Annotated in this window: 13 protein-coding genes; 5 read left to right on the top strand and 8 right to left on the bottom strand. The window is 29.6% G+C overall.

From position 1 onward, the window contains the following. Positions 1-50: 50 nt before the first annotated feature. The 3 genes from EGM88_RS10935 to EGM88_RS10945 form a co-directional block, all read right to left on the bottom strand. Positions 51-560, bottom strand: coding sequence for a gamma carbonic anhydrase family protein (locus EGM88_RS10935; protein ID WP_123898330.1), 510 nt, complete (start codon positions 558-560; stop codon positions 51-53). Positions 561-788: 228 nt separating this feature from the next. Continuing rightward, positions 789-1,937, bottom strand: coding sequence for a PorP/SprF family type IX secretion system membrane protein (locus EGM88_RS10940; RefSeq protein ID WP_123898331.1), 1,149 nt, complete (start codon positions 1,935-1,937; stop codon positions 789-791). Positions 1,938-1,942: 5 nt separating this feature from the next. After that, positions 1,943-4,618 carry a T9SS type B sorting domain-containing protein gene (locus tag EGM88_RS10945; protein ID WP_123898332.1) on the bottom strand — a complete coding sequence of 892 codons (2,676 nt, stop codon included), beginning with the start codon at positions 4,616-4,618 and terminating at the stop codon, positions 1,943-1,945. Between the two features lie 59 nt (positions 4,619-4,677). Here EGM88_RS10945 and EGM88_RS10950 point away from each other — a divergent pair, with 59 nt between their 5' ends. From EGM88_RS10950 to EGM88_RS10970, 5 genes are all read left to right on the top strand, one after another. Further along, positions 4,678-5,571 (top strand): NifU family protein, encoded by an 894-nt coding sequence (locus EGM88_RS10950; protein WP_317126543.1) that lies wholly within the window; start codon positions 4,678-4,680, stop codon positions 5,569-5,571. A gap of 74 nt (positions 5,572-5,645) precedes the next feature. Then, a complete protein-coding gene (locus tag EGM88_RS10955; RefSeq protein WP_123898334.1) occupies positions 5,646-5,846 on the top strand; it encodes a dodecin family protein in 201 nt (66 codons plus the stop codon). Between the two features lie 276 nt (positions 5,847-6,122). After that, positions 6,123-8,171, top strand: coding sequence for a thioredoxin domain-containing protein (locus EGM88_RS10960; protein WP_238988429.1), 2,049 nt, complete (start codon positions 6,123-6,125; stop codon positions 8,169-8,171). After that, the gene (locus EGM88_RS10965) at positions 8,168-8,527 is read left to right on the top strand and encodes a DUF1304 domain-containing protein (protein ID WP_123898336.1); all 360 of its coding nucleotides are present in this window, start codon (positions 8,168-8,170) and stop codon (positions 8,525-8,527) included. Before EGM88_RS10960 ends, EGM88_RS10965 begins: the two co-directional genes overlap by 4 nt. A 20-nt stretch (positions 8,528-8,547) precedes the next feature. Continuing rightward, positions 8,548-9,360, top strand: coding sequence for a mechanosensitive ion channel family protein (locus tag EGM88_RS10970; protein WP_123898337.1), 813 nt, complete (start codon positions 8,548-8,550; stop codon positions 9,358-9,360). A gap of 6 nt (positions 9,361-9,366) precedes the next feature. Here the strand turns inward: EGM88_RS10970 and tsaB are convergent, their stop codons facing one another. The 5 genes from tsaB to EGM88_RS10995 all read right to left on the bottom strand — a co-directional run bounded on the left by tsaB (position 9,367) and on the right by EGM88_RS10995 (position 13,121). Beyond that, positions 9,367-10,041 (bottom strand): tRNA (adenosine(37)-N6)-threonylcarbamoyltransferase complex dimerization subunit type 1 TsaB, encoded by a 675-nt coding sequence (gene tsaB, locus EGM88_RS10975; RefSeq protein ID WP_123898338.1) that lies wholly within the window; start codon positions 10,039-10,041, stop codon positions 9,367-9,369. A gap of 138 nt (positions 10,042-10,179) precedes the next feature. Further along, positions 10,180-11,520: a TolC family protein gene (locus tag EGM88_RS10980; RefSeq protein ID WP_123898339.1), complete on the bottom strand. Its 1,341-nt coding sequence runs from the start codon at positions 11,518-11,520 to the stop codon at positions 10,180-10,182. A gap of 127 nt (positions 11,521-11,647) precedes the next feature. Further along, positions 11,648-11,863, bottom strand: coding sequence for a hypothetical protein (locus tag EGM88_RS10985; RefSeq protein WP_123898340.1), 216 nt, complete (start codon positions 11,861-11,863; stop codon positions 11,648-11,650). Positions 11,864-11,973: 110 nt separating this feature from the next. Further along, the gene (locus tag EGM88_RS10990; protein WP_123898341.1) at positions 11,974-12,489 is read right to left on the bottom strand and encodes a DUF420 domain-containing protein; all 516 of its coding nucleotides are present in this window, start codon (positions 12,487-12,489) and stop codon (positions 11,974-11,976) included. Next, positions 12,489-13,121, bottom strand: a complete 633-nt coding sequence (locus EGM88_RS10995) for an SCO family protein (RefSeq protein ID WP_123898342.1) — start codon at positions 13,119-13,121, stop codon at positions 12,489-12,491. The genes EGM88_RS10990 and EGM88_RS10995 overlap by 1 nt, the downstream gene beginning before the upstream one ends.

A 13,121-nucleotide genomic window follows, 5' to 3' on the forward strand; every position in this document is an offset into this window, starting at 1 on the left:
GCATCTCTACAACATTCCAACTCATAGATAAATTAAAAACTCACTATTAATTACTTATACCAACTTGAGTATTTTACATAATTATTAGCAATTCTATCTATTTCACCTGATATTAATTCTTGAGATATATCTTTTATTTTTTTTGCAGGTGTACCAGCATAAATACTACCTGACTCTACAGTGGTTCCTTTAGTTACAACAGCTCCAGCAGCAATAATTGAATTGCTTTCTATAATGCAATCATCCATAACAATGCTACCCATACCTATTAACACATTATCATGTATAGTACAACCATGTACAAGAGCATTATGACCAATAGAAACATTATTACCTATAGTAGTTGGGCTTTTTTTATACGTACAATGTACCACCGCACCATCTTGAACATTTACTTTATTTCCCATTTTTATATAATGTACATCTCCACGTAATACTGCATTATACCAAATACTACATTGGTTTCCCATTACAACATCGCCTACAATAACCGCATTTTCGGCAATAAAACAATCGTCACCAAATTGAGGTTTTTTACCATTTAATTCTTTAATAATCATATTATAATATTGAAAAAATTTATAGATAACACTAACACCTTGTTAGATACTACAAAATTAATCAATTTATAGAATAGCCGACTACTAAAACTAAGGTTTAAGAATATTTAAGTACACTAAAATTCATACTTAAAAACAAGTTACAATATCACATTTTTAAATAACAATTACGCTATAGTAATTATTGATTCAACTATAATTGATTAAGTATATAAAGTTAAAAAATTATTAGTTATCGTTTTTAAACAAAAATGGATTAAATCTAGGGATATATCCTTGGTCTTTTGGTCGTTTTTCAAATAAATTAATCCCCAATGTAAATTGATGAAACCCTCCATTAGTAAAGGTTATATCACCCAATTGATGAGTATAAGTGTAAGCTATTAAATATCTATCAATTTCAAACCCAGCAATTGGTGTAATTTGACTGAGTTCTTGCAATTTATTACCGTCTAAACTTTGTCGATAAGACAATGCTAGCCAAATACGTTTATTACGATCTAATAGCTTATACACTTTGGCATTTATATCCATTGAAAACTCTTGCGTTTTTTCTACAAATTGTAACATTACAGAAGGTTCAACTTGAAGTCTTTTTTGCCATCCAAAAAAGTATCCCATTGTTAACAAGTATGTTCTTAAATTAAGAGAACTATAATTATTATCTACAGAATTTTTTGTGTTTAACAACAAATTTTTAGCTGTAAAATAAACATAACCATCCAAATTAAAATAGGCAGCACTAAAATCAGCATTTACATAATGGTCTGATTCAATAACCTGTGAAATAACAGGATCAAAAGCTGTAAAACTACGTTGATCTACACTGTTTTGAACATAAGACCCTGATAAGGATAAAGAAAGTTGATTCAACGCATCGTCTCTACCAAAATTCAAATGATAAGCATATGTTGCACGAACGCCTAATTGAGAATGATACCCATTCTTATCATTGAAAAGCATGCCTCCAAGTGCCATTTTTTTACCAAACCGTTGATGATAGCTCAATGTTTGTAACGAAGGAGCATTTTCATTATCTGACCATTGTTGCCTATGAGTTAATCTTAATTTTGCAGCATTGCCTACTCCAGCGGCGGCTGGATGCACTAAATATACATTATCTGATAAATAGTCTGAATAAATAGGCATGGTTCCTTGAGCTTTTAAAGAAAACGTACCTATTATGCAAAGTAATACAATCACCGATTTTAGGTAATAATTACGTACACAATATTGTAACTTAAATTTATTAAAGGTTGTCTTTTTTTGGGAACTGAATGTAACAGCCAACGTATTTAAAATAATAACTCTCCGTTTTATACTATTTAACAATAGATTATGTTTTTCTTTATTATTAATTTCTATTAAATTCTTCATTAAATTTATCGCCTAATTAAACTAAAATTACCTTTCAAAGTTCTACCATCTTCTAATTGCACTTTAAACCAATAATCAGATTCTGGTAATAATTTTCCTCTATACCTACCATCCCAACCTTTTCCTAGTGGATCTAATTTTACTATTAATTTTCCAAACCTATCAAAAATATAGATAAGTGAACTCGGCTGAAAACTAATACCGTCTATTTGCCAAGTATCATTGTACCCATCACCATTTGGTGTAAAAAATTTAGGAAAACCAATAACAGAAACCTCTTCTTCTACAACTCCACATCCTTTTTTATCTCTAATATAAATAGTATGAATGCCTGAGGCTACATTTTGGAAAATGCTTTGGTCTTGATAAGGTCCAAATTTGTCATCTATAGCATATTCATAATCACCTTCTCCAGAAACAACGACAGTAACCGTATTATTTTCAATAGCATCTTCTACATGAAACTCTTTAAAAGTGGCGATATTTGAAGTACTTACTATTACAGATTTAGTTCTAGAGCAATTGGTAACCGTATTGTACGCAGTTAGTTTATAAGTACCAGGTTCTACTATATTATAAAAAGAAGTATCTCCATTAGCCAAAAGATTATCATTATTATCAGACCATTGATAAGAATACACTTCCTTTGGATTTTGTACAGAAACCGTAACAGGTTCTGAAGGATTATTGATACAAATAAAAGCTTCCTGAGGCAATTCAAACTCGGGTAAAGCATTTACCTTTAAAGTAACAAAATACCCCAATCCTAAACACTTATTATTATCCTTATTTTCAATTCTAACAACTATCTCTTGAGTAAACGCTGTGGTATTGGTATAATTTTCAGGATTAATTGCATTTATTTCTTTCAACGCATTCTCCATTGTTTCGTAATAGCTAACTTCTAAATTTTGATTATCTGGTAATTGCTCTATTATAGTTTGTGTAGCTTCCGAGAAATTAAATACTGCAAATCCGTTAGTATCGTCTCCATCTTTAGCACCATCACAAATATTAATAGTATACATAAAAGTAGGTGAAATAGTTGTTGATGTTACTTTTAAATTTACCTCAACTATCTTTTCACATCCATAGTTATTTTCAACACGAGCATAAACCTTATCAGTTTGATTATTAGAATATTGAACACTGTTTTTAATAGCATTAACAACATTTCCTTCAACGGCCTCACTATTGGTTTTATAAAATGTGAAATTTAAATCAGTTGAATCATCAACCATCAACGGAATAGCTTCTTTTAAATTAAAGGGAGTAAAACCATCCGTATCATCATCACACTGAAATAAATCTACCGGAGTAGTAACCGTAGGAACATCAAAAATTGTAACAGTTTGTGTAATCGTTTTTAATTCTGTAGCTGTTTTAACCTCTACGTTTACCATATATTCTCCAGGTGAAGTATAACTATGTGTAGGTTCTAAACTTGTTGAAGTAGCTCCATCTCCAAAATCCCATAGAATAGATAAAATAGGTTCATTTGACTCTATAGAAAATTCTGTTTCACTACCGAAACAAAGGTTTTCTGTATTGATTAAAGCTGCGAAAAAAGACTGAATAAAAGGGGGCAACCCTTGAGTACTATTTCTTCCTCCGAGGCTAACTTCCTTATGAGAATAAGTAGCACCTTCACTATCTGGATTTGTAATAACACCTAAGTATGGACTATTGTCAACAGTTCTATAAATTTTACCATCTAACCCTACTTGTAGTGCTGCTCTAGAATTAAGATAAGAGTGCATTTCAACCCTACTAGCATTAATAGTTGAAATAGAAAGGTCTGGCAAATCAAGAGAAAACCTAAACAATTTTTCTAAAGAAAGCTCATTTCTATTATAATTACCCGTTGAGATATATAACTTTTTACTAAGTGGAGAAAATTCGACACCATACCCAAATTCTCCAGACAAATCTAATCTTCGTTGATTTGAAACTTTTCCAGTAGCATTATCGAAATCATACAAAAAAGTTCCAGCCGTCATGTTTGCAGAAACTAAAAATTTTCCATTAGGAGCAGTTTTTAGATAACCTCGCATATCATCAGGATTAGTAAAACCACTATTTCCTGAAACAGGTATGGATTGCACTCCGTTTTCATCAACTTTATAAACATAAAAACCTCCGAGTTTTGTCGCTATTACCCAAAAAGCTTCTTCGTCTTTAACTTTTACAGCCGTAATTTTTTCAGATACGGGAGAAGATAATAGTTTGGTTGACTTTGGTGAATTATTCACACCTATAACATCTCCTAAACCATTATCTAAAGTCATGTCTACAGTATAATAATTCAATCCATTTTCACCAACAGCCCAATCAACTGTAAAAATATAATAGATATTAGTATCTGTTGGATTCGGTACAATTATGGCTGACTGAGAGCTTGAAGAGTCTCCTAAAAGACCTTTACCACTTGGCATTTTCTGATGATTTTTATTCCATACCGTTCTACCATCTGTATAAAACAAAAGGTTACCTCCAATATCAGAGATTGTGGCACAACCTTCTGTAGTAGATAAAGCTCCATTAGTATCTACTACAGGCACGCCAGAATTGAAATTTAATCCTGCGTTATCTCCAAAATACCAACGAGATGCTTCTTTTTGAGCAAAAGAAGTAAGTGATAAAAACAGAAAAAAAATAATGAATAAGTAAATTTTCTTCAAATGAATAAGTTTAGGTTGTATCAAATATAGTATTACTTTTGTAATTAAATTAGTTGAAGATGTTAAAAATACATATAGAAAGTACCAAAACCCCTACTATAGTTAAGTTTGTATCTAATAAAATATTGACTGAAGGTAGTTTTGAATATAACTCTGTTGATGATGTTAATAATTCATCTTTTATTCAACAATTATTTCATTTACCATTTGTTAAAAAAGTATTTGTCACGGCCAATTTTATTGCTATTGAACGATTTAATATAGTTGAATGGGCCGATGTCCAAGATGAACTAAAAAGTGTTATTGAAAATTACTTAACCGTAAATGAAAGTCTTTTTAATACAGAAACGGAGACTAAAAAAGTAATAGCAGAGATATATGCTGAAAGCACTCCTAACCCTGCCGTAATGAAGTTCGTTAGTAATAAGCTATTAACCTCTGAAAACATTGAAGTTATATCTGTAGAAGAAGCTAAAGAAGTACCTATTGCTAATGATTTATTTGATTTTCCGTTTGTAAAAGAAGTTTTTATAGCAAATAACTACGTTTCAATAACCAAAAACGATACTGTTGAGTGGTTTGAGGTTACAACCGCCTTACGTGATTTTTTAAAAAATTATTTATCAGACGAAAAACCTATAATTTCAAACAACTACATTCCAATAACTAGAGAAAAAACTGAAATTAAACCAATTGAAACTGAAAACTTAGATGATATTTCAAAAGAAATTATCGCTATTTTAGATGAATATATAAAACCAGCAGTAACTTCAGATGGTGGAAATATTATGTTTCAATCTTACGATACCAACAGCAAAACTGTAAGTGTAATTTTACAAGGAGCCTGCAGTGGATGCCCATCATCTACCATAACTCTAAAAAACGGAATAGAGGCAACATTAAAACAATTATTACCAGATAAAATAGGTCAAGTTGTAGCCTTAAATGGTTAATTTTTCTTATATTTACGTTTCACGGATTTATTAATCATTAGTTCATAAAACATGAACTATAAAATTTAATTATTATGGCAGTAATGAAAGTTATAGAGGTAATGGCCGATTCTGATAAAAGTTGGGAAGATGCCACTCGTAAAGCAATAAAACATGCTTCGAAAAGTATAAATCATATAAAATCTGCATTTGTTCAATCTCAAAGTGTTGTTGTTAAAGATGGCGATGTTGAAGAATTTAGAGTAAATGTAAAAATTACTTTTGAAGTTAAATAGTTTTAAATTGGAATACTAAAATCAATAAAATTGTATTTGTTAGTTATTCCAAAAACATTAAAAAAAAAGCGTTTTGATTTGTTTCAAAACGCTTTTTTTTAGATTAATAGTACACTTGAATTCTAAATAATATTTAGACCAAATTATACTACAAAATTAGGTTTCTGTTTTTGAAACTTTTTTAATGCTTATCTTTATTTCATGTATAGAAAGTATTTTCTGATAATATTATGCATTTTTCTGATAGCAAACTGCAACAGTAAAAATAAAGAAGAAATGATAAAACATAAACACACCAATAAATTAATAAGTGAAACCAGCCCTTATTTATTACAACATGCTCATAATCCAGTTAATTGGTATGCTTGGAATGATGAAACTTTAGAATTGGCTCAAAAAGAAAACAAACTTATTTTAATTTCTATAGGCTATGCAGCTTGTCATTGGTGCCATGTGATGGAGCACGAAAGCTTTGAAGATGTATCCGTTGCCGCTATCATGAATAAGAACTTTATCAATATAAAAGTGGATCGTGAAGAAAGACCCGATGTTGATCAAGTTTATATGAATGCAGTACAATTAATGACGGGAAGTGGTGGTTGGCCATTAAATTGTATTGCTTTACCAGATGGTCGACCTGTTTGGGGAGGCACTTATTTCACTAAAGAAAATTGGATAAGTGCCTTGAAACAGATTGCAAAATTGTATCTCGAAAATCCTGAAAAAATGGAAGAATATGCCACACAATTAACAGCTGGCATAAAACAATCTGATTATATTATTTTAAATACTTTAAAAAAAGAATACTCTATAAATGAATTAAATACAAGTATCGAAAAGTGGAAAGATTATATCGATATGGATTTAGGAGGTTCAACTGGTGCTCCTAAGTTTCCCATGCCAAGTAATTATCAATTTTTGCTAAAATATGCTGTCCAAAACAACGATGAAAAAATAATGGATTATGTAAACACCACACTCACAAATATGGCTTATGGTGGTTTGTACGATCAAATTGGTGGCGGTTTTGCTAGGTATTCTGTAGATGCGAAATGGCACATTCCGCATTTTGAAAAAATGCTTTATGACAACGGGCAGTTGATAAGTTTATATGCTAACGCCTATTTAGTAACTCATAATCCATTATATAAACAAGTTGTTTTTGAAACTACAGCTTTTCTAGAACGTGAATTAATGGACAAAACAGGAGCTTTTTATTCCTCACTAGATGCGGATAGTAAAACTGAAAAAGGAGAACTTGAAGAAGGAGCTTTTTATGTCTGGAAAAAAGAAGAACTAAAAACAATACTTAAAGGTGATTTTGATTTATTTTCAGATTATTATAATATTAAAGATTCTTTTAAGTGGGAAAATGAAACCTATCACTTAAATCGTATAGAAACTGATGATACTATTTTAAAAAAGTTTAACATCTCTCAAGAAGAACTTGATAAAAAAGTAACCTCCTGGAAAACAACTTTATTAAAAACTAGAGCTAAAAAAGACAGGCCTCGTTTAGATGATAAAATTCTAACATCATGGAATGCACTAACACTTAAAGGCTACATTGATGCCTTTCGTGTTTTTGACAATAAACATTATTTAGAAAGAGCTCTAAAAATAGCTAATTTTATAGATAAGGTGCAGTACAAATCTGATGGTAGTTTGTATCGTAATTACAAAAATGGTAAAAGTAGTATTAACGCCTATCTAATAGACTATGCCACTACAATTGATGCCTTTATAAGCTTGTATGGAGTAACATTAGATGAGCAATGGTTAAACACTGCAAAAAAATTAACTGACTATTGTTTTGATCATTTTTATGATGATTCTAGCAAAATGTTTTTCTTTACCTCTGATAAAGATAAACAGCTAATAACTCGTAAAATTGAAACAGAAGATAATGTAATTCCTTCTTCAAATTCAATTATGGCTAACAATTTATTTATGTTAGGACATTATTTTGTTAACCCGACTTATCTAAAAAATGCAGACCAAATGCTACATAATGTGAAAGAGACTGTTTCTAAATACGCTGGTGGAGGATCAAAATGGTTAGACTTGTATGCTAACTATGTAAGTGACTTTTATGAAATAGCAATCGTTGGAAAAGAAGCACACCAAAAATTAAGAGAAATAAATCAAAAATACATTCCTAATAAAATAATAGTTGGAAGCGTAACCGAAAGTAAATTACCCTTATTAAAATATAAGTATTCAGAAAATACTACTACTATTTATGTGTGTATTGATGGGACTTGTCAATTGCCAGTTAATGACACTAAAAAAGCATTAGAACAAATTAAAATACTCATAAAATGAAAACAGTACAAATCATATTAATAATTATAGTGGCTTTATTACATTTTTACTTCTTAATATTAGAAATGTTTTTATGGACCAAGCCTCAAGGATTAAAAGCTTTTGGTTTACCCAAAAAACTTGCAGAACAAACTATTGTTTTAGGAGCTAACCAAGGTCTATATAATGGTTTTTTAGCTGCAGGTTTAATTTGGTCACTTGTTAGTCAGGATTTTACAAACCAAATTGCTACATTTTTTTTATCATGCGTAATCATTGCAGGGGTTTATGGTGCCTATTCAACAAAAAAAATAAAACTATTTTATATACAATCAGTACCAGCAATTCTTGCATTAATTGTAACTTTGCAGTATTAATTAATTTTTAAAACACAAGTATGGATATTAACAAAATTTTGGATAAAGGTGCAGAATTAATGACCACTTATGGCTTAAAAGTAATTGGAGCTATTGTAATATGGATTATTGGTTCATGGGTTATTAAAAAATTAATGAAGGCTGTGTCTAATGTAATGACTAAAAAGAACTATGATGAAAGTTTACAAAAGTTCTTACTCAACTTAGTTAGTTGGGGGTTAAAAATATTATTAATAATTAGTATATTAGGTATATTAGGTATACCAACAGCTTCATTTGCTGCTATTTTAGCTGCAGCTGGTCTGGCTATAGGTTTAGCCCTTCAAGGTTCACTTGCAAATTTTGCAGGTGGTGTGCTATTAATGATTTTTAAACCAATAAAAATTGGTGATTTTATTGAAGCTCAAGGTGAAATGGGTGTAGTTAAAGAAATTGAAATATTTACTACCAAAATAAACACAGTAGACAATCGTCTGGTTATCATACCTAATGGAATACTATCCAATGGTAATATAATTAATTATACTGCAGAAGATAAAAGACGTGTTGATTTAATTGCTGGTGTATCTTATGATGCTGATATAAAACAAACTAAAGATGTTTTAATGAAAATTTTAACTGATAATCCTTTAGTTTTAAAAGATCCTGCTCCTACAGTTAATGTTACAGAGTTAGCAGATAGTTCAGTTAATTTTAATGTACGACCATGGACCAAAACAGAAGATTATTGGACTGTTTATTTTGAAGTAGTTGAAAGTATGAAATTAGAGTTAGATAAAGCAGGAATTGAAATTCCTTATCCACACTCTGTAGAAATACAAAAACAAGGATAGATTTTTTTACTTCTTTGAAGGAGTAATCATAAAGTCTTTTAAATAAAAAGGCTCAAAATAAGCGACATCTTCGATGTCGCTTATTTTATACTTGTTATATGATAATGTTATCATTTGTTTAGCAGAAGGAAAATAGCCTTCTAAAAAAATAGCATTGTTACTTTTTATAACGGATTTACATTTTTGAGCACCATCACCTAAAAAATAAACTTTATTAGTATTTAAATATTCTGAAAAAGAATTTTCAGTAATAACTTCTGCTTTTATACTTCTAATTTGGTTATGTTTTGCATCATAAACTGCACTATAAACTTCCATTCTTCTAGCATCCAACAAAGGTATAATAATAGCATCCTCATCTACAGAGATTGCATTAGCTAAAGAAGTTAAGGTCGAAATAGAAATTAGTGGTTTATCTAAAGAATAACACAACCCTTTTGCTGTTGAAACCCCAATACGTAAACCTGTATAAGACCCAGGACCTTTACTTACCGCAATAGCATCAATTTTATCTATAGTCGTGTTGGTATCTTTTAAAAGATCTTTAATAAAAAGATGCAATTGTTCTCCATGAGAATAACCACCCTCATTTAACTCTTTTAAAGCCAACATTTCACCATTTTCAGCTAAACTTACCGAGCAGTTTTTAGTAGAAGTTTCTATGTTTAGAATTAAAGACAAGATTAATTTTTAGTTGGCAAAGATAAACTATTGAGGATAAAAAAATAGAACACTTTATAAATTATCAAGACAAGTATTATTCAAAAAAAAAATCGAACTACTAATTAGAAGTTCGATTTATAATTAAATAAATTCTCTTTATTCTAAAGCTAATTCTTCACCGTAATAGAATTCTAATACTTTTATTTTAAATACATAGTCAAATTTAGCCCTTATTAAAGTTGATTCAGCATTTACTAAACGACTACGTACTTCATCAAATTCAAAAGAAGTCATAGCTCCTAAATTATAACTCTCTTCTGCATTTTTAAAAGCTTCTTTTTGTGCATCTAAAGATATTTTAGCAACTTCATAAGATTTTGAAGCAGCCTTAGCATCTAAATATGCTCTTTCAATAGTTTCTTTTAATTGAAGTTTTTGATTTTCTAAATCAAGTTCACTTAGGCTTTTATTAATAATTGACTTATTTACATTTGCTTTAGTTTGATTTCTATTAAAAATAGGAATGCTTAAAGATACGCCACCTCCATATTGAAATCTATCACTAAATTGATCTGCAAAACTCGCATTTACTTGGTTTGTAAATAAATTATTAAATTGGTGAAAGTACGACGTACTCGCTCCTAAAGAATAAGACAATGTTGGCAGATAAGCTCCTTTTGCAATTTTAATGTTTAAATCTGCATTATCAACCATGAGTTTTGCTTTAGCAATTTCTGCTCTATTTTCTAAGGCTTTTTCATAAACTATATTAGAATTATCATATAACATAAGCCCAGATGGGGTTCCTACATCAATAATAGCAATATCAAAATTTTCAGATGGTAATTGTAGTAGTTGAGCTAAAGAAAGTAATGCTAAATCCAAGGCATTTTCTTGAGTAACTACATTTTGGGCATCAGCGGCAACTACAGATTCTGCATTCAATAAATCGCCTCTAGGTTTTACACCAGCTTCAACCTGAGCTTGTGTTACTTCAACTTGTTTTCGACTAATCTCTAATTGTGTTTGTGCTACTGCTAAGTTTTCTTTAGCAAATAGAATATTAAGATAGGCATTAACTACAAATAATGAAATATCATCTTCAATTTTTTGTAAATCCATTTTACTCGATTCAACACCTAATTGAGCCTGCTTATAAATATTTAAATTTCTATAACCATTAAAAATGGTACCACCAGATGAAAGGTTAAAAGACGAACTAAAGTTATTTGTATTTTTTAAAATCCCTTCTTGATTTGCGGAAAGACCTGCACTAAAGTTTGCATTAGTTGAAGCTCCTAAACTAGGTAAAAAATTACCTTTAGCACTAATTACATCCTGTTCACTAGACTCGACAAGTTTTTCATTTTGCCTAATGGAAATATTATGCTCTAAAGCATAATCTATACATTCTTTTAAAGTCCATTTTTTATTATTTTGAGCCAGGGCAGTTGCAACAACAAAAAGTGTTATTAACGTACTAAATATTACTTTCATCTGTTCTTTTTTAATTGTAATATTATCTGATAAAAGATAATTTGTAAAGGTTGATATAATTGATTATTAATATATGACGAGTAAAACCAAAACTTGTTACAGATAATTTGTGTAAATAAAATAATTATTATTTTTTCTTCCATTTTTTAAAAAGAAAATAACCTGCAACACCCACCAAAATATATGGAAATGCCATTAAATAGATAATTCCATTATTTAATCCTTCAGCCATTTCAGTTTCACCAGACTCAACTACAGCTTTACACATTGCACATTGAGCACTAACAAAATGTGAAAAAAGAAAGAAGATTAATACAAGTATAAATTTATTTTTAGTAAGCATTTTTAATTTTTTAAAATATTATCCTTGTATATTAATAGATTCTAGTAAAAAGTTAAACAAATCTAAATTTGTCAATTATTCTTGGTTTGTATTAACAAACTAATATCTCATCAATAATAAGGCGAAATCATAATATAAACTACCACACCTGATACTGCAACATAAAGCCATAGTGGAAATGTAAATTTCGCAATTTTTTTGTGCTTATCAAAATCAGCAGTAATAGCTCTTACATAGGTAATTAACACAAATGGTATTACTATTATTGACAATAATATATGTGTAAGTAAAACAAACAAATAAATATATTTTATAATTCCTTCTCCACCAAACTTAGTAGAATCTGAAGTCATATGATATAAAACATATAGTACTAAAAACAACACTGAACATATTATGGCTGTTTTCATCAGTTGCTCATGCAATCTTCTATTATTATTTTTTATAGCCCATACTGCTACTATTAAAAATAGTGCTGTAAATGCATTGATAGTTGCGTAAATTGGAGGTAAAAATACTGGCAATTCTAGATCAATTTTTACTTTAAATAAAAGAGCAACTACTAATGGAATAACAACCGATAATGCTATAATCCATTTATTATATGATTTTGTTGACTGTTCCATTATTCTTTTAATAAAATATTTATGTCTTCTTTTAACATCTGAATTTGTTCTGAATCTAAACCATCATAAAATTTAATTGGATTTTCAAACTCTCCAGTAGTAATGGTTCTAGATCTTATATATCCATCTTTATCAATTAATGCAAACAACCCTGAATGTTCAAAACCACCTTCAGCTTCAGCGTTTTCACCTGCATAAAGTTTAAATCCCTTATTAGAAAAATCATAAATTACATCTTTTTTACCTGTTAAAAAATGCCAATTTTTTAATGATACATTATGTTTTTCGGCATATTTTTTTAAATGTTCAGGAGTATCTCTAACAGGGTCTATAGTTACTGAAACAATTCCAAAATTTGGATTTCCATAAAATTCATCTTGTAGCTTAAGTAAATTTTGATGCATTTTTGGACAAATAGTAGGACATGATGTAAAGAAAAATTCTACTACATATACTTTACCATTCAAATCTTTATTTGAAATCATCTTATTGTTCTGATTTGTAAATTCAAAATCAGGTACTTTTTCAAACTTTAATAGTGAGGCTGGCGATAGTTTGTCTACAATTTTAGGAACCGCCCATATTCCAAAAACAAGAACTATAAATGCTATACCTGTGTATGTTTTTTTCAT

The organism is Aureibaculum marinum (genome assembly GCF_003813905.1).
In the GTDB taxonomy this organism is placed as follows: domain Bacteria; phylum Bacteroidota; class Bacteroidia; order Flavobacteriales; family Flavobacteriaceae; genus Aureibaculum; species Aureibaculum marinum.